This window comes from Desulfosalsimonas propionicica, from assembly GCF_013761005.1.
GTDB classification, from domain to species: domain Bacteria; phylum Desulfobacterota; class Desulfobacteria; order Desulfobacterales; family Desulfosalsimonadaceae; genus Desulfosalsimonas; species Desulfosalsimonas propionicica.
This window is the reverse complement of the sequence record NZ_JACDUS010000005.1, coordinates 188,349-212,878: the sequence shown is the minus strand read 5'-3', so window position 1 is coordinate 212,878 and position 24,530 is coordinate 188,349. Positions and strand designations below refer to the sequence as shown.

The following is a 24,530-nucleotide window of genomic DNA, read 5'->3' as shown; positions in this document are numbered from 1 at the left end:
AGGATATGGCCAACAAATTATTGTCAAGATTAAAGATTTGACCCCTATTGCGACTTCCGTTTCTCAAATGCATGCGTCCTTGTTTAACATACAGGATGCATCATCCTGCTTTTCAATCTGTATGGTGGAATGTTCTATTCCGAAACGATCATGAAGCTGTTGCTGGAGTTTCGGCAGGAAGTCATTTTCTAAAGCACCATCTTTGACAATCACATGAACAGACAGCGCAACTTCGGTTGTGCTCATCGCCCAGACATGCAGATCATGTATCTTAATCACGTTTTCAAGACTGGTTAAGTATCTTTTTATTCCAGCGATATCAATACCCCGGGGAACCGAATCGATGGCAAGGTTCATCGAATCACGAAGCAATGACCAGGTACCGACGAGGATAACAGCTACGATGAGAAGACTGATCAGTGGATCAATCAACAACCAACCTGTAAACATAATCATTATGCCCGCCACCACGACACCGAGTGAGACACCGGCATCGGCTGCCATATGAAGGAATGCTCCTTTGATATTCAGGTCATGTTTCCGGCCGGATACAAAAAGCAAAGCTGTGACAGCATTAATAACGACACCGATGGCGGCAACCACGATAACAATCATCGCTTCGACCGGCTTTGGATCGAAGAACCGGCCAATCGCTTCCCATGTGATTGCGCCCAGCGCAACCAGAAGCACGATGGCATTGGCCAAAGACGCCATGATGGTTAATTTTCGGAAACCATATGTCCGTTTCTCAGACGCCGGTTTCGCAGCGAGCAAAGCCGCACCCCAGGCGAGCAGCAAGCTTAGCACATCGCTCAAATTGTGCCCTGCGTCAGCTATCAGGGCCAATGACCCGGCCGCAATGCCATAGCCCGCTTCAATGCCAACGAAAAGGACATTAAGTATAATGCCAATCCCAAAGGCGCGGTTGTAATTTCCGGTTTGATGCTGGTGGCTGTTGTTATCAATCATATCCATCATTATCCCCTTGGCCAGTACATGATCACCGCCACGCCGATCAATGCGATGATCCCTCCGATGATATCAAACCGATCGGGCGGTATGCCGTCGATCTTCCGGCTGTTCTGTTAATGAAATCATAGGCCGGAACGATCCTAATGGCAAGTGTTGACAAATCGGCTTTGGCTACTTGTCCCGGCCGACTCGATTGTATTTTCATTTCAATTTTCCCTGAGTTTAAAAGTAAGTATCAAGCCGCCTGTTCGCCGCGCCGTCCGCTGCTGATTCTTACCGCGTTTTCAACGGGCAGGACATAGATTTTGCCATCGCCTCGAAGGCCGGTATGGGCGGCCTTTTCAATGGTTTCCACCACTTTTTCAGCCAGTTCGTCCCGGCAGGCCAGTTCCAGCCTTATATGGGGCTTATAGTCCAGCGATATCTCCGATGCCGTTCGGTCCCGGCCGAACCCGCGCACATCGGAATTGCTGCAGCCCGTCAGTCCCTCGACTTTGTGGAGCGCCAGCATCACGTCATCGATTTTGTTGAGTTTGACGTAGGCAATGATCATTTTCATATTTCTGCTCCTTAGTTCCCGTTGGTTTCGGTTTCAATGCGCGGTGCAAACCATTTATAAAGACTCGGCAGCACCAGCAGGGTCAAAAAAGTTGAAGAGACCAGGCCGCCGATGACCACCACGGCCAGGGGTTTTTGCACCTCGCTGCCCGTGCCCGACGAAAGCAGCAGCGGGATTAAGCCGAGGGCCGTGGTCGCGGCCGTCATGAGCACCGGCCGCAGCCGCAGGCAGGCCCCCTGAATCGATGCGGCACTGACCGGGACGCCTTCCCGGACGAGCTGGTTGATATAGGTGACCAGCACCATCCCGTTTTCCAGGGCAATTCCGAATAATGCGATAAATCCCACTGACGCGGGAACCGAAAGATTCTGCCCGCCAATCCAAAGCGCCACCACCCCGCCGACTAAGGCCAGGGGGATGTTGAGCAGGATGAGCAGGGTGCTGGAAAATGTCTTAAAGCTCATGTAGAGCATCAGTGCGATGAGCGCCAGCGTGACCGGAATCACGATGGCCAGGCGCTGGTTGGCCTGCTGCTGCAGTTCAAACTGCCCGCCCCAGTTGATAAAATAGCCGGCCGGCAGGTCGATGTCGGCTGCAATCCGCTTTTGGGCTTCTTCCACGAAGCTGCCGATATCCCGGCCCACCACGTTGCATTGAACGGCGATATAGCGCTGGTTGTTTTCCCGAAGGATCTGGCGGGGGCCCACCACGGTTTTCACGGTTGCCAGCTCGGAAAGCGGCAGGCGAACCCCCTCCGGGGTCTGCACGATAATATTTTCGATGGCCTCGGGGGTGCTTCGGGCTGAGGCTTCATATCGGACGTAAATGTCAAACCGGCGAATGCCTTCAAATACTTGCCCGGCTTCCACTCCGCCCACTGCGGCTCGGATCACGTCCTGGATATCGGCAATGTTTATGCCATACCGGGCCGCGGCCTCCTGGTCCGGGCGGATGATGAGCTGCGGCGCACCGGTCATCTGCTGCACCTGAACGTCTGCTGCGCCGGCAACATCGCGCAGCACGGCGCCGATGGCATCGCCTTTCTCCTTGAGAGTGCCGATGCGGTTGCCAAACAGTTTCACGGCCAGCTCCGCTTTCACGCCGCCGATGAGCTCGTCGACGCTCAATTGGATCGGCTGGGTGATATTGGCCTGAACCCCGGGAAACCCCTTGAGTTTCTCCCGGATTTTGGCCTCGATATCGGGCTGCGTTTTCGCATCCGTCCACTCGAATTCGGGTTTTAACAACACATTCATGTGGCTGACATTCACCGGCGCCGAATGCGCCCCGACCTCGCCGCGCCCGATGCGGCTGACCACTTCGGATACCTCCGGTATCGCAAGAAAACGCTTTTCCAAAAGCATCACGTTGCGCTTGCTTTCAGAAATGGATGCCGAGGGCGCAAATGTGAGGTTCACCATGATATCGCCTTCCAGGAGCCGCGGGGTGAATTCCTGGCCGAGACGCGGATAGATGAGCGCCCCGATGACAAGCAGCAGCACGGAAAGGCTGACGGCCAGCCACCGGAACCGGACGAAAAATCCGACCAGCGGCCTATAGGGTTTAAGCAGCGCCCGCACCACCAGGGGTTCTTTCGGCGCCGGCGCTGTTGGCCCCGAGGATTTGCTGCCGGGGCGTTTGAGCAGCAGTGCGCTCAGCGCCGGCGTCTGAAAAATGCTGTAGATCATCGCTCCCAGCATGGCAATGGATACGGTGTAGGCCAGCGGCCGGAAGGTCTTGCCCTCCACCCCTTCCAGGGTAAACAGCGGGAGAAACACGATGATAATAATGCTGATGGCAAACAGAATCGGCCGTCCCACTTCCCGGCAGGCCCGGGAAACCACGTGGGATACGGATTCGTCCGGGTCGGAGCGGCGCAGCATGCGATCGGCGTTTTCCACCATCACGATGGTGCCGTCGACCATCATCCCGATGGCAATGGCCACCCCGCCCAGGGTCATCAGGTTGGCGGACATGCCCGTGACGCGCATGACGATGAAAGTAAACAATACGGAAAAGGGAATGGCCAGGGACACAATCAGGCTGGGCCGGATGCCGCCCATGAACACGAACACCACCACCAGCACCAACCCGATACCCTGGACCAGGGCGGTTGTGACCGTGTTGACCGAAGCGTCCACAATGGTTTTCTGCTCGTAAAACGGCACGATTTCGACACCTTCCGGCAGACTGTTCTGGATTTCCGCCAGTTTTTCCTGGACCCGCGCAATAACAGTCGACGAATTGGTGCCGATCAGCTTGATGACCATGCCCGCCACGATCTCCGCTTCGCCGTTTCGGGTTTGAAGCCCCCGGCGGATGGCGCCGCCGATCTTTATATCCGCCACGTCGGCGAGATAAACCGGCCGGCCGCCTGCGCTTTTGAGCACGATTTTTTCCAGATCGGCAAGGCCTTCGGCCAAACCTTCGGAACGGACGATCAACTGCTCGCCGTTTTGCTCCAGGAACTGGGCGCCGACGTTGCGGTTGTTTTTTCCGATCTGTTCAATAACCCCTTGCAGGGACAGCTTATAGCGCAGCAGGGCATCCGGATCCACCACCACCTGAAACTGCTTTTCGTGACCGCCGATGCCGAGCACCTCGGTGACCCCGGGAACGGTCTGGAGATTGAACTTCACGATCCAGTCCTGGAAGGTTCTCAGTTCGGTCAGGGAATAGGTTCCGGTGGTGTCATTCAGATAATAGTAAAGAATTTGCCCCTGGCCGGTGGCAATGGGCCCCATCTGCGGGTCACCGAACCCCTCCGGGATTTGCTCGCGGGCTTCGCCGAGTTTTTCGCCCGCCACCTGCCGGGCAAAATAAATGTCGGTGCCGTCCTCGAAATAAATATTGACCACCGACAGTCCGAAATTCGAAACGGACCGGATTGCGCGCACCTTAGGCAAACCGGTCATCTTGGCCTCAATGGGATAGGTGACGTATTTTTCGACCTCTTCGGGGGCCAGGCCTGCGGTGACAGTAAAGACCTGGACGAGGCTGGGCGATACATCCGGAAAGGCATCCACCGGCAGGCTCCGGTAGGCGTAAACGCCGAAGCCGAAAACCAGTACGATGGAGATGACCACCAGCAGCTTGTTGGCCAGGGCGGTATGGATAATATTCCGAATCATGATTTTTCCTCTTAATGATTATGTCCGCCGATGGATTCCTTTTTCAGCTCCGACTTGAGCATAAACGTATGGGTCACGACAATATGCGTATTCGGTGCAATCCCGGCAGCAATTTCCACATGCGTGGTATTGCGCTTTCCGATCTCTACATGCGCGGGGGCAAACCCATTGCCCGTTCTGACAAATACGACCGGCTTTTCATCGATGGCCTGAATGGCCGACTTGGGCACCATGATATCGGCAGGGGTCGATTTCATATCGACTTTGCCGGTGACAAAAAGCCCGGGCCGCCAGCGGCCGTCTGAATTGTCCAATATCACCCGGGCGGTGGCCGTCCGGGTGGCCTCGTCGACCACCGGACTGACGTAATCGATTCTGCCTTCGGCCCGGGCGTTGATCTTGTCGGCAACGATCGTCACCGGCTGCCCTTTGGCAACAGCGCCCAAATCCTTCTGGTAAACGGTCAGGTTCACCCATACCCGGGAGAGATCAGCCACCACGAACACATCGGATTGGGAGTCGACGACTTCCCCCACGGAAAGATTTCTGTCCGTGACAATACCGCCGGTGGGCGCAGTGATGTTGTATCGGGTCAGGCTTTCCTTGCGCTGGTCCGACAGACCGGCCACATATTGCGCGTCAAATCCCAGGGCCAAAAGCTTCTGTTTGGCGCTGTAGAGTTGAATGTCGGCTTCTGCCATGGCGGTTTTGGCATCCAGAAATTCCTGCTCGGAGGTAATTTTTTGATTCCAGAGCCGTTTTTCCCGCTCAAATCCGGCACGGGCCAAATCCAACCGTTTGCGCGCCGTCAGGTATTCGGATTTCACATCCGCCAGTTCCCGGCTGTCGATTACGGCCAGTACTTCCCCGGCAGCGACCGCATCACCCGCTTTTTTCAGCACTTCCCGGGTAAAGCCCGGCACCCGGGACACGACATGGGCCATCCGGTCCGGGTCAGAGACGATTTCACCGGGCAGTTCAGTCTGGATATGGATCTCTCCCGGGCCGGCAGGGGCCGTCTGAATTCCGAATTCTTCGATTTGCGCGGCGCTCATGTGGACCCCTTCTTCTTCGCCGCTTTCGTTTTCCGAATGCCCGTCTTCGGGCTGGATATCTTCAGCATGTTCATAGGCGTTTTGGGCCTGCGCCCGGGCATCGCCGGCGTACAGACCCGGCGGAACCAGTACGGCACACCCTATGGTCAGCGCCACTGCCATTGCAACCAATGGGGTCGTATAATAGCGTTTACCTTTATGATTCATTTTTTATCTCCTTGTTTCCAAACCCGATTCATTAATGCCTGTTTGCCGGATGCCGGTTACTCAATCGAATTTCCGGTCAGCCGTTCAATCTCTGCCATGGCCAGGTGATAAGCGACCAGGGCGTCGTTGTATCGCTGCTGACTTTCAAAAAGCACCCGCTGGGCGTCGAGCAGTTCCAGAAATGGAAATTTGCCGTTTTGATAGCCTTGCTTTTTTGCGGAAAATACCTTGCGGGTGGCGGGAATGATGTCTTTTTCAAGGGACAAAATCTCATCTTCGGCGGCCAGCGCATCCTGGAATGCGGCATTGAGCTGTTGGCGCAGACGGTTGAGCGTAGCAGCGCGACGGTCGGAAACCTGGGCCATTGCCTGACGGGCCCCTTCGATATTGCCCTGGTTGCGGTCAAAGATATTCAAGGGGATGGTAATCTCAGCGATAAAAGCCGTGTCGTCGGTCTCGGGTATTTGGCGGTAGCCGCCGGATACAGACAAATCCGGAATGCGCCGGGCCCGTTCAAAATTGTATCTGGCTTTTTGAAGTTTTTGTTCCGCCGCAAAACGCACAATATCGGGATTTTTTTCAAAACCGGCTTCCAGTACCGCAAGCGCCGGCAGATCGGGCCTGCGGTCAAGGCGGCTTCTAACTTTCCTGAAATCCGGTTCGGCAGTGCCCCAGAAAAACCCCAGGTTTTTTCTCGCCCGCTCCAATCGCCGCTTCAGGAGCTGCAGGGCCTGGCGGTTGTTTTTCAATTCGATTTCAGCTTTGAGCGCCTCTACGGGCGACACCTTGCCCGCATCCGCCTTTTGCAGAACCGTGTCATACACCCGCCCGGACAAATCGACCAGATCCTGCTGCAGATCCAGCGCCCGCTGGGCGCCGGCCACTTCGACAAAGGCCTTTGTCACCCCTTGCCGGACATCCTGCTCCAGGCTTTTCATCTTCCACCGAATGGTTTCAATTTGTTCGGCAGCCATTTGGCGGCGTTTTTTGATTTTCCCGCCCAGCAGAATGTCCTGCTCCAGGGAAACCGTTCGTTGGGCATTTTCCGTACCGGAAAACGGGCCGCTTCCCCCAAAGCCGTCCAGCTCAAAAGCCAGGTTCGGATTCGGGTAAAGTCCGGCTTGTTTTTGACGGGCTTTGGCCCGCTCAATTTCCTTTTTAAAGGCAATAATGTCGGGATTGACCGACATGGCTTTTTGTATCGCCTGCTCCAGGGAAAGGACACCGGAAGAGGATCCGGCAAACGCCGAATCCGGCAATCCAAAACAGACGGCAAAAGCCACGGATACAACACACGCAATCAGACAACAACGCATGAATACTCCTTTTTTGGGGTTGCAGCACGCCATACGGATGCGCATGGCCGCTGCGCAAATTCAGATAAAACGCTGTCAAAGAAGAAAAGAAAAAAACGAAAAGCGGCTTAAATCAGAAAGGATTGGGTCTGGAGAATAACTGGCGGCGAGGGTGCGGGAAACAACGAAACAGCAGGAAGGCGCCGGGTGTAAAAGAACGCCATGACATCTGTATTGAGAAATGCGCCCGAATCCATGACGGCCGGGAGTTGTGCAGCCGGGGAAATTTGAATGTTTTGGGCAGGAGCAGACAATAAAACATCCAGACAGTGATTTTCGTGGCCGTATTGATCGGCATAGCATTTCTGACTGAAACCCTGCCGCTGTGCAGACGGCATTTTGTGTGTCACATGATGGTCTTTGGAACCGCAGGGTTGATGAATCGAAAAACTGCCGGGGTGGGATTGACTGAAGCAGATGGCGTAAACCTCCGCATTGCCCATGGCAAGCAGGCAAAAACAAATCAGAAGTGCAGCTGCCTGACGATATAATTTTGCAGGGTTATTCATTCGACTCCTCCGGAAAATACGACTTTATTGCCTGAGGCCCGCCTGTAGCTTCTGCAAGCCATCATGTCAACTTTTTATTCAAGCCAATGATAAGCATTTTGAAGAAAACGGGTTTGCCATTGCCGCGTTTCACGGGCTGGACGAAGACCGGCAGTCGTAAAGCCGGCGGTGTTTTTCTCCCAGGCACTGGCGAGCATTGTTTTGAATCAGGGCAATGATTTAATGGATAAGTATAGGCGTGGCCATTTCTCGAACCTGACTGGAAAAAGCCGCCGAAGGGATTGTGCCGATGGCCAGGCTGCCGCTTGTGATAACCGTGGCAATCCGATGCCAATCCAGGTTAAACAGCTTCACCCGGGCCTGGATACCTGCCTTTTCAATCATTTGATTTTGCCGAAAAAGGTATTTCTTGCAATGGCTTAAATTATATGCGTTATTGACATGAAAATCTTATTTTTGGTGTCAATAACCAGCCAAGGTTTTTAAGGAGGTATCCCGTGTTTTTCCAGACCGCCGGGATCGAGGTTTCCCCATGGATCCCCCCCATTGTAGCGTTTGTGATCTCTTTTTTTACATCCATGGGGGGAGTCTCGGGCGCCTTTCTGCTGCTGCCCTTCCAAATGACGTTTCTTGGCTACACCACCCCATCGGTTAGCGCGACAAACCAACTTTTCAACGTCGTGGCCATTCCCAGCGGAGTGTACCGTTATTTCCGGGAAGGCCGCATGGTATGGCCCCTCACCGCAATTGTAATTGCAGGCACCCTTCCCGGCGTTTTTATCGGTGCAATCGTGCGCGTGGCCTGGCTGCCGGACTCACGCCATTTCAAGCTCTTTGCCGCACTCGTGCTTCTGTATATCGGGGCAAAAATGGTTCGGGAGCTTCTGGGCAGGAATGCCGGCCGGGGAGCCCAGGCCGACAGTGAAAAACGCTTCCAGGAGATGGTAAGGCGCCACAGATCAAAGGCCGGCAGAGTGCAAGCAGCCGACAAAAGCGACATAAAACCAATCCAGGTGACCCATTTCAACCTCAAGCGCCTGGGCTATACCTTTTATGACCAATCATTTGATGTCTCGTTCTGGGGCATTTTTAGCCTGAGTTTGATTGTAGGCGTCGTGGGAGGCATTTACGGCATCGGCGGGGGATCCATTATCGCCCCGTTTTTTGTAACTTTTTTCGGCCTGCCGGTCTACACCGTGGCGGGCGCTGCACTGATGGGCACCTTTGTGACCTCTGTTGCCGGCGTTGTCTTCTACCAGGCCATCGCCCCGTTTTACCCGGCCATGTCCGTGGCGCCTGACTGGATGCTGGGCCTTTTGTTCGGTGCCGGGGGTATGGCCGGCATGTACCTGGGCGCCAGATGCCAGAAATTCGTGCCGGCTGCAAAGATCAAGTGGATGCTGGCGGTTATTCTCGTATTTACTGCCCTGAAATATGTCGCCAATTTTTTCGGCTATTAAAAAGCCCCTTTTCCGATAAAGATGGTGGATCACGGATTTGCATCATGAAGCCACTGGAAGCAGACAGCAACTGGGATCTGATCGTCATCGGCGGCGGGGTCACCGGCGCCGGCATTTTCAGTGAAGCCGTCCGCATGGGCCTTCAGGTGCTGCTGCTGGAAAAACACGACTTTGCCTGGGGAACCTCCAGCCGGTCGTCCAAGATGGTCCACGGCGGCCTGCGCTACCTGAAAGAAGGCAAACCCCTGCTGACCCGCGCCTCAGTCAAAGAACGCCAGCGGCTGCTGGCCGAAGCCCCGGGCCTGGTCGATCCCCTGGGATTTCTTCTGCCGGTATTCACAGACTTCGGCCCGTCCAAAACGATCATGGCATTAGGTCTGACCGTATACAGCCTGATGGCCACAGAAAAACAGCACCAGGCCTATGATGCAGCCGAGATCAGCGCCCGCATTCCCGGTCTTCGCCAAAAAAATCTCAGCGGCGGGTTTTATTTCAGGGACGCCCAGACAGACGATGCCCGGCTGGTGCTGCGGCTGATCAATGAAGCCGCGGCCGCAGGAGGCACTGCCAAAAACTACACTGCGGCTGAAAAAATCATCCGGGATCAAAAGGGCCGGGTTGCAGCCGTGGCCGTTCGGGACGCGGAAACCGGCCGGAGCGCCGAACTGCACACCAAAGCCGTTATCAACGCCACCGGCGCATGGGCCGAAACCCTGCACCCATCTCCCCGGCATGGACTGCACCTGCGGCCCCTGCGCGGCAGCCACCTGATTTTTCCCCGCACGGCTTTTCCCGCAGACCATGTGGTCAGTTTCATGCATCCGGCTGACAAGCGGCCGGTCTTCATGTTTCCCTGGGAAGGGGTGGCCATCCTCGGCACCACAGACGTGGATCATGCCGGCGGCCTGGATACTGATCCGGCCATCACCGCTGCCGAGGCCGATTACCTCATGGAGGGCATGGATTTTATCATGCCGGAACTGCCCCTTGCCAAGGCTGATGCTTTTGCTTCCATTGCCGGGGTGCGGCCGGTGCTCAGCCGCGGCAAAGCCGATCCGTCCCATGAATCCCGTGAGCACGTGGTCTGGGAAAACCAGGGCCTGGTCACTGTTACCGGCGGCAAGCTCACCACATTTCGCCTGCTGGCCCGGGACGCGCTCAAAGCGGCAGCGGACAATCTGCCCCAATGCGCCCTGCCCCCGGACCGGGATCCGGTTTTTACCCCTCCGGCCCAACGCCCGGGCCTGAAAAATTTACTGACGCCGGCCACCCGGCAGCGGCTTTATGGCCGCTACGGCCGTCAGGCAGATATCATCTTGGATTTCTGCCGTCAACACACCCCTGCAGTCATTCCAAAGACCAATATTTTGTGGGCAGAAATATCCTTTGCCGCAGCCCATGAGCAGGTACACCACTTAACCGACCTGCTGCTGCGCCGGGTGCGGCTGGGACTGCTGGCCCCGGAAGGCGGCCGCCGGCACCTGGATGCCATCGGCGATCTGTGCCGGCCGGCCCTGGGATGGGACAAGCACCGCTGGGAAAAAGAGAAAACCGATTACCTGGAAACCTGGCGACGATACTATGGACCGCCGGAAAGATAACCAATACACCGGAAAAAATTCGGTTTGCCGGTGCGGATCTCCGGAATAAATGCCGCCGTCATTGCACGAAAGTTTTACCTGGGGAGATATTATGCGCAAAAGCCAATCATTTACACCCAACTGGATCGACACCCCGCCGGAAAAAGGCACGTTCCGGTCTGTTTTCAAATGGGGGGCGCCGGATCAGACCAAGCACCCCGGCCCGGGCTTTTACCGGGCCGTCAGGGAAGCCCTGGAACTGACCGATGCTGATTTTCAGCAGCCGGCCCAAACCGGGGAAAAACCGGTTGCGCAAGACATTGCCCCGGGGCTGTCAGGCGAGGAGCTGTCCGCCCTGGAGCAGATCGTGGGTTCGGAAAATATCTCCACCAAAACCTTTGACCGCCTGAAATTCTCCTCGGGCAAGGCCATGGAAGACCTTCTCAAACTGCGGGAAGGCAAACTCGAAAACCTGGCCGACGTGGTGGTCCACCCCCGAAATAAAAACGATGTACAGGGCATCGTGGCCCTGTGCCACGAAAAAAAGATTCCCATTTATATATACGGGGGCGGCAGCTCCGTGACCCTGGGACTGGAATGCGTGCGCGGCGGTGTCTGCCTGGCCCTGGGAACCCACATGAACCGGGTGCTGGAGTTTAACGAAACCAACCAGACCATCACCGTGGAGCCGGGCCTGATGGGGCCGGACTATGAAGCGGCCTTAAACAACGCCCCGAAGCGCTTTGGCGCGGCCCATCGCTACACCGGCGGCCATTTTCCCCAATCCTTTGAACACTCCTCTGTGGGCGGCTGGGTGGTCACCCTGGGTGCCGGGCAGGCATCTTCTTACTACGGCGACGCCTATGACCTGGTCATCAGCCAGGAGTACGTCACCCCGGCCGGGACCTTTTCCACCCGTCCCTTTCCGGCCACCGCCACCGGCCCCAAGGTCAACGATATCATGAAGGGCAGCGAAGGCTGTTTTGGTGTGCTGGTGGGGGTGACCATGAAAGTCTTTCGCCATTTTCCGCAAAACGGGCAGCCCTTTGCCTATATGCTGCCGAACTGGGAAACAGCCGTGGCATCGGTTCGGGAAATCTGCCAAGGGGAGTTTGGCATGCCTTCGATTCTGCGCATTTCCGACCCGGAAGAAACCGACATGGCCATGAAAATGTTCGGTATTGCCGGATCACACCTGGACCGGCTGATGACCTTGCGCCGCCAACGCCCGGGCCGCCGGTGCCTGCTCATCGGCCAGGCCGACGGCCAGAGGCATTTCGCAGCCCAGGTGAAAAAAAACATCAAAAAAATCTGCCGCTCCCACGGCGGCCTGTACCTCACCGCTTACCCCATGAACAAGTGGATGCACGGCCGCTTCGGCGATCCCTACATGCGCGAGGACCTCAACGATTACGGCATCATTATCGACACCCTGGAGACCTCGGTTACCTGGGACAAACTGCACCATCTGTACCAGGGCGTGCGCTCTTATATCAAGGGTCATCCCCGGACCATCTGCATGACCCATGCCTCCCATTTTTATCCCCAGGGCACCAACCTGTACTTTATCTTTATTTGCCGGGCCATGCCCACAGAAGATTTCCTGGCCTTTCAGCGGGCAATCATCGACCGGATCGAGCAGCACGGCGGATCTCTGAGCCACCATCACGGGGTGGGTAAAATGATGGGTCCCTGGATGGAGCGCCACCTGGGCTCAGAGCAAATGGCTGTTTTGCGGGCCATCAAAAACCATTTTGATCCCTGTCACATCATGAACCCGGGCGGCACTTTGGGATTGAATGCATAAAAACGGCTTGCATTTTTTACATGATTCTTTCATAAATGAATGATTCTATTTCAACCGGATCAAAATACGCAATTCATATGAAACACAGGATATCCATCTTTATCATTTCCATTGCTCTGGTGATCAGCATGATCCCGGCCGGGGCATGCGCCGTGCTGCCGGACAAGGCCGTAAAAACCGGATGCGAAAAAAAGACTTCCGGGAAAAAAGGCATCGTCATGCCGGCTTCCGGGAAATGCCATTTGACATCCTGCCGGTCAAAAGAACACCATTTGTTTCTTTTGCCGGAAATAACTTCCCGCCGCCCGGATAACGAAAACCGCTATCCGACCTTATCGCCGGCCATATCGGCAAAAGCACAGAGTGCCGTAAAGCCGGGCGCTTTTCAAACCTGCAGCCCTGCACCCAACCCATCCCTGATATCTCGCCATCCGCCTTTGTTTTGCCTTTATTGCGTCTATATCTGTTAATAGCTCCCTTTTTCCGAATCAAAAAACAAAGCACGGGCGGGCCTTTGACCGGCCCTGTTCCTGATTTTTGCTTTTCCTGTATCAAAACTTTTGACCATTTGCCGCAAAAGGAGCGGATAACGATATGTTCGACCAATTTCTGATCACCGTAAACCAGATGATGAGCGGCGGCCTGGCTGTTGCCGGAGTGGGCGCCTTTGCCTGGGGCATGATCAGCGTGCTGTTTTCTCCCTGTCACCTGGCCTCCATCCCCCTGATCGTGGCCTATGTAGGCGGCCAGCAGTCGGCTGTGAACCCGAAACGGGCAGGATGGTATGCCGGGGCATTTTCTTTGGGATTGTTTATCACCATTGCCGCAGTTGGTATTATCTGCGCCATGCTGGGACGCATGCTCGGCGATGTGGGCATATGGCTCCAGGTGGCCGTGGGTGGGGTTCTGATCTGGGTGGCCCTGGGCATGATGGGGGTGCAGGCATGCACCATGTCCGGCGGGCTGCTCTACCGGCTCAACCTCCGGGGCATCCACGGGGCCTTCGGTCTGGGCCTGGCCTACGGGATTTTGTCCGGATCATGCACGTTCGGCTTTATTGCCCCGATCCTGGCCATTGTTACCGTACAGCAGGAGATTTTTGCCGGATCCGTGATGATGCTGCTGTTTGCCCTGGGCCATTGCCTGCCCATTGTTTTTGCCGGAAGTTCGGCAGCTGCGGTGCGCAGGCTCACTGAAAGTGCCGCCTGGCAGGGAGCCGGAACATGGTTCCGCAAGGGCGCCGGTGCAGTCATTGGCCTGCTGGGCGTCTATTTTATGGCCGGCCCGTTTACCGGAGTCATATGACGGCAACTGACCCATGTGCAGAAAGTGCCAAATAGCGGCCCGTTATGCATATGCCTTCATCCCTGCGCGAAGGGCGCCTTCAATGGTGCCGTCAGCCAGGTCCGCACCGGGGAAAAAACTTTCCTCGGGGTCATAGTCTTCTGCGCTGTATTTGTATATGGCCAGTTCCCAATCGGCCATATCCCCGGTATAGCCCAGGCGGAGAACCGGCCAGGGCCCCATGCCGTCATCGCGGTCCACATAGACATAGCCGCCCTCAAAACGTACATGATAGGCCTTGCCCGATTCTCCGATTTCCTCGCTGTTGAAAACTTCGACTGCGTCCTGTACATATTGCCGGACAAATGCCGGTATCTCATTTTCCATGTATATCCAACCCCTTTTTCATGGTGGTCTAAGCTTTGAAAAATCACAATCATTCAATTGTGCGCACAAAACCATAATCCTTTGAAGAGATTTTGTCCAAAAAGGGCCGCCTTAAAGACAGTGCCCATATCAGAACCGCCGCCCATGCAAAATTTTCCCTGCAGAAAACAATGAGCTGCATTTTCCGCAAAACGCCGCGGCCCAAACTTGAAAATCGATCAATTTAGGTATAAGGTGGATGCGTTTTTTTGCCCAAGCACCAATGCCGGAGCCACACGCAGACAAGGATGCCCTTTTGAATATGGAAAACACACGCAACAGCCAAAGCCACAAGCTTGTCATCAACGGGTCGCAGATTTCAGTGCAGCAGATCGTTGAAGCCGCCCGGGGGCAGGCTGAAATCGAAATGGATAAAAGCCGGAAGTTTGCCGCACACATCAACGCCTCACGCAACGTCTTGTCCCGGGCCATGGAGCAGAACCGGCCCGTCTACGGGGTGACCACGGGATTTGGCAAATGCTGCGGCAAAAGGATGATATCCGAAGTGGCGGAAAAAAACGGATTGAACCTGATCCGTTTTCACGGATGCGGCACTGGCGAACCTTTTGGTGAGACCGGGACACGGGCGGCCATGATATGCCGGCTGATCTGCTTTTCCCGGGGATACTCCGGGGTGTCCCTTGATCTGATGGAAAAAATCGCCGAGCTGTTAAACGCGCGCATCACGCCGGTGGTGCCTTCTGAAGGCTCGGTGGGCGCCTCCGGGGATCTGACCCCCATGTCCTACGTGGCTGCCGTACTGATGGGACAGCGGCAGGTTTTTTACCAGGGCCGGCAGATGCCGGCCAAAAAGGCCCTGGACCAGGCCGGCATCACGCCTCATCGGTTTTTGCCCAAGGAACCCCTGGCCATCATGAACGGCACGGCCATGATGACAGGAATTGCGGCCATGGTTGTGGACCGGGCCGGAAAACTGGCGGATGCCGCGGCCTGCGCCACAGCCCTGTGCATCCATGCCATAGGCGGCAACACCCATCACTATGATCAGGTCATATCCAGGGTCAAGCCGCATCCCGGCCAGGGCTCGGCAGCAGAGCGGATCGCCGGACTGCTGGCCTCAGATGCCCCGCCGGAAAATTTTACCGCCTCAGGACCTGAAACCCTGCAGGATCCCTATTCGGTGCGCTGCGCCCCCCAGGTGATCGGTGTTCTCACAGACGCCCTGCAATGGGTGACAGACTGGATCCATACCGAGGCCAACAGCGCAAACGACAACCCCTTGTTTGATCCCGAATCGGGCAGCGTTCTTATGGGCGGCAATTTTTACGGCGGGCACGTGGCCTTTGCCATGGACGGGCTCAAAAGCGCCCTGGCCTCAGTGGCAGACATGGCCGACCGGCAGGTGGCCCTCATGGTGGATGCCAATGTCAACCGGGGCCTGCCCGCTGACCTGGTGCGGGTGGAGGAATCCGAGCAGCCCTTTCATCACGGATTCAAGGCCATGTCCATCACTGCATCGGCCCTTGCGGCAGAGGCGCTGAAAGAAACCATGCCGGCGGCCTCATTTTCCCGCTCAACTGAATCCCACAACCAGGATAAGGTCAGCATGGGCACCATTGCCGCCAGAGACGCCTGTCGCGTTTGCCTTCTGGCGGAAAAAACCCTTGCCGTATGCCTGCTTGCCGGAGTGCAGGCCTGTGAAATCCGCAGCCGCCTGGATCAGCGGCCGCACCTTTCCCGGGTTGCGGCCGCAATACGCCAAATCGCAGAACCCAACACCGCCGACCGGCCCATGGATGCTGATATCGCCAATCTGTCATCCGCCATTGCAAACTCGGAACTGTTTCATCCGCAATCCACGGTCATGAAAGAACATGGATAAACCATCATGTTTGAGTGGTTCCAGACTTATGAGACGGTTTTTTACTGGATAGCAGGGGGTTCGCTGGCCGCGTTTGCAGCCACCCTGGCCATTATACCCTGGCTGGTGCTCCGGATTCCGGCGGATTACTTCCGCGGCCGGAAACGAAACGTCATCTGCAGTGACTGCAACCGTTCAACCCCGGCATGGCTCCTGCTACGGATCATAAAAAATGCAGCCGGCGCGGTGTTCGTTCTGGCCGGCCTCGTGATGCTGCTCACCCCGGGCCAGGGCCTGCTGACCATCGTCATCGGCCTCGGGCTGATGAATTTTCCCGGCAAGTTCAGGCTTGAAAGATGGCTGATCTCCCGGGGGCCCACCCTTAAAATCATTAACCGCTACCGCCTGCGCCGGGGGAAACCCCCGCTGATTCTGTGATTTTCAGCCCCCTGGTGATTTCAGCTTCCCCGGCGGAATAAAGACAATCAAGAAATGCGGTATAAAAGCTGCCCGGCCGGTCAAATGCTGCCGCAGCCAGTTCCCCGCATCGTCCGTAAAAAGCAAACGCCGCCACTGTCGCCTCAAGGAGCCGCTCCGATGCAACCGCACAAAAAGCCGCTGTAACCGCAGACAAGCCGCATCCCGTGCCCGTGACGCGTGTCATGAGGTGATGGCCGTTTTCCACACGGAAAACCCGGTCACCGTCGGTGATGCAGTCTTCTTTGCCCGATACGGCCATAATACATCTTTTTGAATAAGCCAGGGCCTTTAAATCCGCTGCAACGGCATCTGAGAGGCCAAGAGAGGATTCCACCCCCCGGGTTTGCACATCAGCGGACCCAAGGGAGAGCACCTCAGAGACGTTTCCCCGCACCACCGAAACCCGGCACGCAGACATGATTTTTTCCACAGCATGGGTGCGAAATTGCGTGGCGCCCGCCCCCACCGGGTCGAGCACAACCGGGATACCCTTTTCGTTTGCCGCCAGACCAGCGCAAATCATGGCATCCAGCCAGCATTGATCCAGGGTGCCGATATTTAACACCAGGGCCCCGGCCATGGCCGCCATTTCCCCGACTTCGTCGGCGCTGTGGGCCATCACCGGAGATGCGCCAAGGGCCAGCAAAATATTGGCCGAAGAATTCATCACCACAAAATTGGTGATGTTGTGCACCAGGGGCGCATCTGTTCGGATCTGCCCGAGCAGTTCAATGGTTTTGTTTTCCATGTCCCTGATTGACCTTATATGTACGTTATTGGGGCGTTATTGGGGTCAAATCTTTATTTTTGAAAAATCCAAATACAGGGTCGCAAATACGAATTTTGTGGAACATATCCGGCAATCTCAATTTTCTGAAGCGCCAAATTGACCTTAACATAGAGCCACACGGGCGAAACAGCATTTTATGCTACACTGCTCGATGGCACGGGGCCGACAACACACCCGACTTTGAGCATCCGGTCTCTGAGTTTACAGGGGTCTAATCTTTATTTTTGACAAACAGGGAAAAACTGTTCATACAGCCTCGCCCAAACGCGTTACGCCTCAGAACGGAATCAACTGCGGCTTTAAAGCAGCAGTTTGAGGATATGGCCGACCAATTCTCAGAATTAAAAATTTAGCCCTTATTTCGTTCTATTTTTCATAAAATTCCCCCTTGACATTATAGAAAAAAGACCATATATACATCGCGAAATTTGGTTTTGATTCTACAATCATTGTTAACACTCATGGTTGAGTTTTTGATCATGTACTTATCCACTCTTACCCAAATTGGTTACACTATTAAAGATGGTGCATGGCGGGGTACGCTCATTGAGGTAAAGAGCAGAAATGAATTTTCATGTTCGGATCTTGGGGCGAAAATCACCGAATTTGAAAATCTTTTTTCTTTGTTACGTCATGGTGACAAAGTCATTATTAAAACAACCAATACTGTGAACTCTGTTTGTGCCATGCTTTTTGTCTGGGGGCGAGGCGGAGTTGTCGTCCCCGTAAAAAATACTTTAAAGCCAAAGCGCATCTTAAATATTGCCGCTGACAGCAATGCCAAGTATATCCTGGATCCGGATACAAAAACGCTTTCGCCTGTTCGGAGTTATAAAAAGGAGAATCATCCTCTCGAGCTAAAAAACAACCCTGTTGTCAGCGGGGTTGATCTCGCCTTGATTGTTTATACCTCCGGAAGTACGGGCAAACCTAAGGGGATAATGCTTAGTCACAGTAATGTTATCTTCTCAATGTACTCGATCATTTCTTATCTCGGGCTTCAAAAGGAAGATGTCATTTTAAACATTCTTCCTTTTACATTCGATTATGGCTTATACCAGGTCTTGTTTTCCTTCGCGTCAGGCTTGAAAACTGTACTACACGATGCCCCCCTTCAACCCTATCAACTGATCAATTTATTAAATGAATATAAAGTTTCAGTTCTTCCGGTTGTACCTTCACTGGCATCGATGCTTGAAAAAATATTGAAGTACCGGAAAAACGATATTCCCGAACTTCGCAAGCTGACCAATACGGGAGGACACCTGAGCACCGATACGATCAAGGAATTGAAAAGACTTCTGCCGCAATTGGAAATTTACCCGATGTACGGTCTTACCGAATGCAAACGTGCCCTTTATCTCCCGCCAGCGGACCTCGACAAAAAAATGGGGTCGGTCGGGATCCCTATACCCGGACTTGACGCACGCGTTTTCGTAAGGAATGAACCGGCAGACTTGGACAAAGAAACAAATGATATGGGCATCTACCATGAAGCTTCACCAAATGAGATCGGCGAACTTTTCGTTCGGGGACCTTCTGTTATGCAGGGTTATTGCCATGAAGACGAATCAAGCGTTTGTCGACTTTACCCGGGCAGATATCGGGATGAAAAATGGCTGAAGACCGGAGACCTGTTTATTCGAGACGAGGATGGATATTTCTATTTCAAGGGAAGATCAAAAGAATTGATCAAGCAAGGGGGATACTGTCTTTATCCGGCAGAAATAGAAGAAGTCATAAATCAGCATGATAATGCACGCATGGTAAGCGTAGTCGGAGAAACCAGGAAGGATGGGCTTGAATACGCATGTGCTTTCGTAGAATTATCCGAAGACAATCCGGCTGAAAGAAATAGATTATTATTCTGGCTCAAAGAAGGGCTCGAATCGGATTACAGCCCCCGGGCAATATTTTTCATCAATGCATTTCCTTATGGAAGTACCGGTAAGATAGATAAAAAGCGTCTGATCGAGGAATACAAGAGCAATCCGTACACAATCCCTGGAAGTTAGAAATGCGAGGCTTTAAACAGATAATTCAAAACATTATTGAAAATCCCGGGATATTCGAAACCCCCTGCTATGTATACATAGTAGAAGAAGTTATCAAAAATTACACAGACCTGAAAGAGTGCCTGGGCACGGATTTAATCGGGTCTTTTAAAGCCAATTCCTGCGTCGAATTGTTGACCCGCTGCAACCATGTCATGGGCAACGGGGTTGAAGTCGCATCTCTCAAGGAATTAAATGATGTCATTGGGACAAGCGGAGAGATCTTTCTAAACAACCCTTCCTGCGGGCAAAGAGAAATAAGGGCGGCATTGGCATCCAAAGCAACGATAGTAGCGGATAACCTGCAACAAATAGAAAAATTATCAGAATTTATGTCAAAAACAGAGATAAAGCCGATAATTCTCCGTCTGAACAATTCGCTGCTGAATCAATTCAGTTCACGGGATGTCGCTTTTCGTCCGGATCATTTCGGAATGGACTGGGAGACGATTTGCAAAGCCATCCGAATGATTCATGAGCTGGGCCTCGGCTTGAGGGGGCTGCATATATTCAACGGCTCTTACAGCTTCAGGGAAAAAGCGGAATTGTCATTGCTTCCGATCAGGAAAATCATTTCCGAGGTCGAGACCCGATACGGCGACGCCATATCATTGGTTAATCTTGGCGGTGGATTCAGTGAAAAATGGCGCGATGAAGGGATTGACTTTACCTCTTACAGAAAACATCTTTCCCGACTGCCTTCACATATTGATTTCGTCCATGAAGCCGGAAGGGGGGTGTTCGGTAGTGCTGGATACTATCTGACCCGGATGCTAAATGATAAAAAAATCGACGGCAAGGCATTTGGAATATGTGACGGCGGTATAACTCACAATTTTCTGCTGGCAAAAACGGAAAATGTTTTCAAAAGGTATAAAACACCCCGGATTCATTCAGCCGTTTCCGAAACAAAATTGCTATCGGACGAGATGCTCTTAGTGGGGCCATCCTGCTCGAAAGATGATATTTTCGGACTTATCCCGGCAGGAAATCCCAAGCCGGGAAAAGGCGATTATTTCATTTTCGATTATTGCGGCGCCTACAATTACAGCTATTCGGTTTCCAGATTTTTATCACTTCCGGATGCGAAGCAGTACATTATTTAAGCCGTCAGCAAATCCGGTGCGATCCAATGGGGTATTGAAACAGCAGATTTTTAACACATGGATAGAGCGCTTTATGCTGGTCAGATCAAGTAATGCAATTCTTAATCTTCTGGATGAAATCGGATTGGTGGAAGATCCATTGCGCCGAATCATTCAGAAGGGATGTGTAAGGATTCTGGACGCCAGAATGATCATCGAGGATACCTTTAAATCGCCGGCCGAACAGAAAAAGCCCGACCGGATGACAAAACAGAAGCATTTTGATTTTGTTCAGCTCCAGGCAATTGAGCAATTATTGAAACGAATTCGAAAACATGGGATTGGTCCTTATCTCCAGGAATTGACCGGTCTGTTCGGCTCTATCATCCTGAGGCTTTCGGGAAATGAAGACCAACAAAAAAAAGTGGAAAAATGGGTCGCCAGCGATTTAATCGGATGTTTCCTCATGACCGATACAGGCGGTCCGAATTTATTGAACTGGAATTCCGAATTGATTGCGGGGGGAAAAAATCCCAGGCTGATTATCGATAAAATCCATGCGATTTCAGCCAATAAAATGGGCTTTGCAATAATTGTGGTTCGCAGGGGCACATCCTTCATACCACTGACTTTCCTTATAGGTCCAGATGAATGTAATAAACTGGACAAACAGCCGGTCGGAGAGCGCTGGTTTGACGGCAGCATCCTCCTCGGCAATGTCAAAGGCGAAATTCCCGCCAGGAAAGAAGATCAACTGACCAGAGGCGGACTTACAGGCGTAAATACGTTTTTGACCCTTTGCCGCCCGAGACTTGTCCGGGCAATTATCGGACATGTATTCTGGCTTCTTGATGAAAAGCGGATAACGCTTCTCGACTATCAAAAAGATGCACTGGAAAACCTTCTTTGCATTTCCAATGCCTTATCCCGGAATAGCCATAATACAAAAAGTTCGGTTGACCAGGTTCTGGCCCTTAAATTCGCCTGCAACGAGATCCTGATCGATATTGTCGCAAATGCGGGTGCCCGGGACTGGCACGATCAAAGAGATCTAATGGGGCTTAGTAAAATGGAAGGCAGTTCTTACCGATGTTACTTTGAAATACACAATAAAAGAGGGAAAAGTTGAACTCTTTTCTTATAAGAGGACTGTTTTATCAGCAACTGAACAGCCCTTTGCTGTCTTCAAACAGCAGCATATCTGATACGCTTGCACATTTCTCGGGAAAAGTCGGAGGGCAGGCCCGTCAACTGCTGGACCTGGTACCTGATGCCCCACCCGAGTCGATTTCCGGCCACTACTTATGTTCAACCATTGTCAATACATGTTTCACAGTTGGAGATATCAATGTTTCAAACTTTAACAATTCTGTGGCGGAAATTATATCCCACCCCATACCAGTTGCTTTCGTCAATGCCTACGAGTGTGCTTCATGGGGATATGCGATCCGGTATCACCTTCAAAAGCATCCTGACACCCGCTTTGTTTTGATCAGTGTTATTGACGCCAATGTCTATAATTTTGAATTCTGGATCTACAATGAAAACTGGGAACATTCCGGGTTTGGCATAACCACCCTGCTGATCGAAAGAGTTTCGGAAAACAAGGATAGATTGATAACCGGTTTTGCCTCCGGACACAACCCAATGATGGCATTTGCCATTGCTATACGGAAAGCGGCAGTCAATTATCCCGGCAACACAATTACACTGCCATTATTTCCCCAACGCATTCGCGAAATGTTGGCGTCGGTTCTGAACAAATCTCACATTCTGCCAAACGATCACGAGCAATGGGGGCATTGCTTTGGCAGTGACCCATGGCTTTCGATTCTAAACAATACAGAGCTGGATTCTTCCGGCAAACCGCTGAATAACTCCTATCTCGCGTGCTCTTTAGCATTGAACGGATATTATTCGATACTCGAGGCAGTGGTCAATCCAGATACCATTCTTATGCTGGACAGGAATTGGTCCGATCAGGCCCGATATGGCCCTGGTGATTAAAACAATCCAAATGCTTACGATTGAAAAAATATGACTCATTTGCACATGTCCTTTACCGGTCGCTTGATTGGGAGGCCCTATGGGAGAAAGGCCACTCTTGCAAGCCTTCGCGCATTCCCCCTCAGCTCCGAAAGTGATTACCGGAATGCATCCGGCTTCCACGGAATCCGCGGAATACCTGTATATCTGAATTTTTTCGAGCACTTTGACCTTTTGAGTCGCATGGTTCAGTTTGTCTTGAATCACATGGAGGAGCTTGACTTTATTCTTGTTGAAATTGCCATGCCGAGCGGCGCCCGTGTTACTCCGACCTTGCTCCATGAAAAAGTTTTTTTGTGCCTCGATGTGAATTCCGAATTCGAGAAGCTACGGAATCTTTCATTTTCTGTTCTTGCCATAAGGGACAGTTTCATCCGACATCCCCAGGAAATGGGAGATAACAGTATCAATGTGGACTGTTTTGCGGAATCCTCCACATTACATGTCTTTCATCAATTCGTTCAAATGCTTTCACAATGGCGCATCGAAATCCTGCAAACAAATTTCGAGCCTACCGGAGACGTTTCAAATTGAGTACAGGCAAGGGTGAAATTAAAGAAGATCCCGGCCCAAGCGAATATAGTCCTCCGGAGAACCGGCAAAAGCGGGTAGTCCTTCTCATGGTCGGCAATCTTGCCATAGCGCTGATTTCCTTTTTCAATGTGTATTTTACGCCGCTTAAAACTTTTTGGCTGATCAATCTTGTTCTATATCTCTTCCTTTACTGGAAATACAGGCGTATCGGTATCAGGCCCAATATCATCATCGGTACCATAATCCTTTATTTGCTTATAGGCTCCATAACCCTGGCCGGTATCCCAGTAGCCTGGATAGCTTTTATTGCTCCTTGCATTTACAGTTCTTTCGCCGTACTGGCCATGGTTTCGATTGCGAACAGGCGTCCGTTTACACTTGCCTACACACTTGGAAAGGAAGATACGCTTGCTCTACACTGGACCACATCAATTCTGTGGACTGTTTTATACATAACCGCGGCTATCTCGAGTTTTATATTCATACCACATCTTTCCTTTATCCTGATTCCCTTCGGATTAATGGTGATTGGAATATTTTCGACCCTATTTTTCCACTTTTACAGCTTATGGCCGATCAGCAGGTTACTGGAGACTTTTGAATACAACGGGCACACATTTTCCCGGATCTCCCCAGATGATAAAAAGAAAGCGGAGGACTTTTATAACCTGCTCATTCAGCAGTACTTGAATGAACACAGGAGATATTCAAAATCCGGAAAAGCATTGAGTCTGGAAGAGATCAAAAAGAAATACAAAGAAGGAGATGAGAAACGCATCCCTTATATACACCGATTTATCGCCTATGACCGGGATAAACCCATCGGCACTGTATGTGTGTACATGGATCATCCGGTTTGGGGACTTCAAAGTGAAGAAAAATCAGGAGTTTCTTGCAACTCCATAAAAGCGTGCGGCCGGATCGGAGAAATCGGAAAATTCTCCACTGCCAGGAATTATCGATACAACCAGGCACTGATCAAGGGATTGTTTAAGTGTGCACTCGATTATCTGCTTTCACAGGGCGTGGTCATCGTAGCCAGTTATTCCTTCGATTATACTACCGCGATGTGGCAGAGGTTCGGTTTCATGCCCCTCTTGGAAACTGCGATTCCTCATCCGGAGAATAATATGTACATAGAAGGATCCCAAATGATGCCAATGATAATGAATTTATCCCGCATGATATTTTATTCCGGCTCTGACGCCGGCGGTACTAAGGACAGACATCTGCTGAACAGTTATTATGCTTCGAGGACATTTAAACGGTTGGTATTGAAAGATTTTTTCTCAAGAGGTCGATCAGGCGTCCAGGACATCAGTGAAAATAGGCTTGTAAAAATGTTGCGAAAGGGTCAGCAGGCCCCTTAAACCG

23 protein-coding genes are annotated in these 24,530 nt (G+C 52.6%); 12 read left to right on the top strand and 11 right to left on the bottom strand.

The window, feature by feature from the left end:
- Positions 1–63: 63 nt before the first annotated feature.
- The 8 genes from HNR65_RS10950 to HNR65_RS10915 all read right to left on the bottom strand — a co-directional run bounded on the left by HNR65_RS10950 (position 64) and on the right by HNR65_RS10915 (position 8,172).
- The gene (locus HNR65_RS10950) at positions 64–978 is read right to left on the bottom strand and encodes a cation diffusion facilitator family transporter (protein ID WP_232364748.1); all 915 of its coding nucleotides are present in this window, start codon (positions 976–978) and stop codon (positions 64–66) included.
- Positions 978–1,070, bottom strand: a complete 93-nt coding sequence (locus HNR65_RS18260; protein ID WP_181551560.1) for a hypothetical protein — start codon at positions 1,068–1,070, stop codon at positions 978–980. The genes HNR65_RS10950 and HNR65_RS18260 overlap by 1 nt, the downstream gene beginning before the upstream one ends.
- A gap of 137 nt (positions 1,071–1,207) precedes the next feature.
- Positions 1,208–1,531, bottom strand: coding sequence for a P-II family nitrogen regulator (locus HNR65_RS10940; RefSeq protein WP_181551538.1), 324 nt, complete (start codon positions 1,529–1,531; stop codon positions 1,208–1,210).
- Positions 1,532–1,542: 11 nt separating this feature from the next.
- Entirely contained in the window at positions 1,543–4,662 is a 3,120-nt protein-coding gene (locus HNR65_RS10935; protein WP_220128363.1) for an efflux RND transporter permease subunit, read from the bottom strand.
- Between the two features lie 11 nt (positions 4,663–4,673).
- Positions 4,674–5,924, bottom strand: a complete 1,251-nt coding sequence (locus tag HNR65_RS10930) for an efflux RND transporter periplasmic adaptor subunit (protein ID WP_181551537.1) — start codon at positions 5,922–5,924, stop codon at positions 4,674–4,676.
- Positions 5,925–5,980: 56 nt separating this feature from the next.
- A complete protein-coding gene (locus HNR65_RS10925; RefSeq protein ID WP_181551536.1) occupies positions 5,981–7,240 on the bottom strand; it encodes a TolC family protein in 1,260 nt (419 codons plus the stop codon).
- A gap of 107 nt (positions 7,241–7,347) precedes the next feature.
- A complete protein-coding gene (locus HNR65_RS10920) occupies positions 7,348–7,788 on the bottom strand; it encodes a hypothetical protein (protein WP_181551535.1) in 441 nt (146 codons plus the stop codon).
- A gap of 219 nt (positions 7,789–8,007) precedes the next feature.
- The gene (locus HNR65_RS10915) at positions 8,008–8,172 is read right to left on the bottom strand and encodes a hypothetical protein (RefSeq protein ID WP_181551534.1); all 165 of its coding nucleotides are present in this window, start codon (positions 8,170–8,172) and stop codon (positions 8,008–8,010) included.
- 113 nt (positions 8,173–8,285) lie between these two features.
- Here HNR65_RS10915 and HNR65_RS10910 point away from each other — a divergent pair, with 113 nt between their 5' ends.
- The 3 genes from HNR65_RS10910 to HNR65_RS10900 all read left to right on the top strand — a co-directional run bounded on the left by HNR65_RS10910 (position 8,286) and on the right by HNR65_RS10900 (position 12,635).
- Positions 8,286–9,248, top strand: a complete 963-nt coding sequence (locus tag HNR65_RS10910) for a sulfite exporter TauE/SafE family protein (protein WP_181551533.1) — start codon at positions 8,286–8,288, stop codon at positions 9,246–9,248.
- A gap of 44 nt (positions 9,249–9,292) precedes the next feature.
- Positions 9,293–10,849: a glycerol-3-phosphate dehydrogenase/oxidase gene (locus HNR65_RS10905; RefSeq protein ID WP_181551532.1), complete on the top strand. Its 1,557-nt coding sequence runs from the start codon at positions 9,293–9,295 to the stop codon at positions 10,847–10,849.
- 91 nt (positions 10,850–10,940) lie between these two features.
- Positions 10,941–12,635 carry an FAD-binding oxidoreductase gene (locus HNR65_RS10900; RefSeq protein ID WP_181551531.1) on the top strand — a complete coding sequence of 565 codons (1,695 nt, stop codon included), beginning with the start codon at positions 10,941–10,943 and terminating at the stop codon, positions 12,633–12,635.
- A 216-nt stretch (positions 12,636–12,851) separates the two neighbouring features.
- Here the strand turns inward: HNR65_RS10900 and HNR65_RS10895 are convergent, their stop codons facing one another.
- Positions 12,852–13,241: a hypothetical protein gene (locus HNR65_RS10895; protein WP_181551530.1), complete on the bottom strand. Its 390-nt coding sequence runs from the start codon at positions 13,239–13,241 to the stop codon at positions 12,852–12,854.
- Between HNR65_RS10895 and HNR65_RS10890 the strand changes: the two genes are divergently transcribed.
- Positions 13,230–13,940, top strand: coding sequence for a cytochrome c biogenesis CcdA family protein (locus tag HNR65_RS10890; RefSeq protein ID WP_181551529.1), 711 nt, complete (start codon positions 13,230–13,232; stop codon positions 13,938–13,940). The two genes, HNR65_RS10895 and HNR65_RS10890, sit on opposite strands and share 12 nt — an antisense overlap.
- Before the next feature lie 42 nt (positions 13,941–13,982).
- Here HNR65_RS10890 and HNR65_RS10885 read toward each other — a convergent pair whose 3' ends face one another.
- Positions 13,983–14,306, bottom strand: a complete 324-nt coding sequence (locus HNR65_RS10885; RefSeq protein WP_181551528.1) for a hypothetical protein — start codon at positions 14,304–14,306, stop codon at positions 13,983–13,985.
- A 301-nt stretch (positions 14,307–14,607) separates the two neighbouring features.
- Between HNR65_RS10885 and HNR65_RS10880 the strand changes: the two genes are divergently transcribed.
- The gene (locus tag HNR65_RS10880) at positions 14,608–16,188 is read left to right on the top strand and encodes an HAL/PAL/TAL family ammonia-lyase (RefSeq protein WP_181551527.1); all 1,581 of its coding nucleotides are present in this window, start codon (positions 14,608–14,610) and stop codon (positions 16,186–16,188) included.
- 6 nt (positions 16,189–16,194) lie between these two features.
- Positions 16,195–16,605, top strand: coding sequence for a PGPGW domain-containing protein (locus HNR65_RS10875; RefSeq protein ID WP_181551526.1), 411 nt, complete (start codon positions 16,195–16,197; stop codon positions 16,603–16,605).
- Here the strand turns inward: HNR65_RS10875 and thiM are convergent.
- A complete protein-coding gene (gene thiM, locus HNR65_RS10870; RefSeq protein ID WP_181551525.1) occupies positions 16,559–17,395 on the bottom strand; it encodes a hydroxyethylthiazole kinase in 837 nt (278 codons plus the stop codon). The genes HNR65_RS10875 and thiM overlap by 47 nt on opposite strands.
- Before the next feature lie 521 nt (positions 17,396–17,916).
- On the opposite strand from thiM, the gene HNR65_RS10865 reads away from it, so the two are divergent.
- Genes HNR65_RS10865 through HNR65_RS10840 form a run of 6 tightly spaced genes read left to right on the top strand, consistent with a single transcriptional unit; the run spans position 17,917 to position 24,526 of the window.
- A complete protein-coding gene (locus tag HNR65_RS10865; RefSeq protein ID WP_181551524.1) occupies positions 17,917–19,452 on the top strand; it encodes a class I adenylate-forming enzyme family protein in 1,536 nt (511 codons plus the stop codon).
- A 2-nt stretch (positions 19,453–19,454) separates the two neighbouring features.
- Positions 19,455–20,597 carry a type III PLP-dependent enzyme domain-containing protein gene (locus tag HNR65_RS10860; RefSeq protein WP_181551523.1) on the top strand — a complete coding sequence of 381 codons (1,143 nt, stop codon included), beginning with the start codon at positions 19,455–19,457 and terminating at the stop codon, positions 20,595–20,597.
- 34 nt (positions 20,598–20,631) lie between these two features.
- The gene (locus HNR65_RS10855; protein ID WP_181551522.1) at positions 20,632–21,705 is read left to right on the top strand and encodes a hypothetical protein; all 1,074 of its coding nucleotides are present in this window, start codon (positions 20,632–20,634) and stop codon (positions 21,703–21,705) included.
- Entirely contained in the window at positions 21,702–22,583 is an 882-nt protein-coding gene (locus HNR65_RS10850; protein ID WP_181551521.1) for a hypothetical protein, read from the top strand. Before HNR65_RS10855 ends, HNR65_RS10850 begins: the two co-directional genes overlap by 4 nt.
- Positions 22,584–22,613: 30 nt before the next feature.
- A complete protein-coding gene (locus tag HNR65_RS10845) occupies positions 22,614–23,156 on the top strand; it encodes a hypothetical protein (protein WP_181551520.1) in 543 nt (180 codons plus the stop codon).
- On the top strand, positions 23,153–24,526 hold the full coding sequence (locus HNR65_RS10840; protein ID WP_181551519.1) for a hypothetical protein: 1,374 nt from the start codon (positions 23,153–23,155) through the stop codon (positions 24,524–24,526). The genes HNR65_RS10845 and HNR65_RS10840 overlap by 4 nt, the downstream gene beginning before the upstream one ends.
- Positions 24,527–24,530 lie beyond the last annotated feature (4 nt).

What these genes read in the sequence shown, in the direction of transcription:
- HNR65_RS10950 (WP_232364748.1), bottom strand. Translation starts at nt 978, where the DNA reads ATGATGGATATGATTGATAACAACAGCCACCAGCATCAAACCGGAAAT.
- HNR65_RS10940 (WP_181551538.1), bottom strand. Translation starts at nt 1,531, where the DNA reads ATGAAAATGATCATTGCCTACGTCAAACTCAACAAAATCGATGACGTG.
- HNR65_RS10935 (WP_220128363.1), bottom strand. Translation starts at nt 4,662, where the DNA reads ATGATTCGGAATATTATCCATACCGCCCTGGCCAACAAGCTGCTGGTG.
- HNR65_RS10930 (WP_181551537.1), bottom strand. Translation starts at nt 5,924, where the DNA reads ATGAATCATAAAGGTAAACGCTATTATACGACCCCATTGGTTGCAATG.
- HNR65_RS10925 (WP_181551536.1), bottom strand. Translation starts at nt 7,240, where the DNA reads ATGCGTTGTTGTCTGATTGCGTGTGTTGTATCCGTGGCTTTTGCCGTC.
- HNR65_RS10920 (WP_181551535.1), bottom strand. Translation starts at nt 7,788, where the DNA reads ATGAATAACCCTGCAAAATTATATCGTCAGGCAGCTGCACTTCTGATT.
- HNR65_RS10915 (WP_181551534.1), bottom strand. Translation starts at nt 8,172, where the DNA reads ATGATTGAAAAGGCAGGTATCCAGGCCCGGGTGAAGCTGTTTAACCTG.
- HNR65_RS10905 (WP_181551532.1), top strand. Translation starts at nt 9,293, where the DNA reads ATGAAGCCACTGGAAGCAGACAGCAACTGGGATCTGATCGTCATCGGC.
- HNR65_RS10900 (WP_181551531.1), top strand. Translation starts at nt 10,941, where the DNA reads ATGCGCAAAAGCCAATCATTTACACCCAACTGGATCGACACCCCGCCG.
- HNR65_RS10890 (WP_181551529.1), top strand. Translation starts at nt 13,230, where the DNA reads ATGTTCGACCAATTTCTGATCACCGTAAACCAGATGATGAGCGGCGGC.
- HNR65_RS10885 (WP_181551528.1), bottom strand. Translation starts at nt 14,306, where the DNA reads ATGGAAAATGAGATACCGGCATTTGTCCGGCAATATGTACAGGACGCA.
- HNR65_RS10880 (WP_181551527.1), top strand. Translation starts at nt 14,608, where the DNA reads ATGGAAAACACACGCAACAGCCAAAGCCACAAGCTTGTCATCAACGGG.
- HNR65_RS10875 (WP_181551526.1), top strand. Translation starts at nt 16,195, where the DNA reads ATGTTTGAGTGGTTCCAGACTTATGAGACGGTTTTTTACTGGATAGCA.
- thiM (WP_181551525.1), bottom strand. Translation starts at nt 17,395, where the DNA reads ATGGAAAACAAAACCATTGAACTGCTCGGGCAGATCCGAACAGATGCG.
- HNR65_RS10865 (WP_181551524.1), top strand. Translation starts at nt 17,917, where the DNA reads ATGTACTTATCCACTCTTACCCAAATTGGTTACACTATTAAAGATGGT.
- HNR65_RS10860 (WP_181551523.1), top strand. Translation starts at nt 19,455, where the DNA reads ATGCGAGGCTTTAAACAGATAATTCAAAACATTATTGAAAATCCCGGG.
- HNR65_RS10845 (WP_181551520.1), top strand. Translation starts at nt 22,614, where the DNA reads ATGACTCATTTGCACATGTCCTTTACCGGTCGCTTGATTGGGAGGCCC.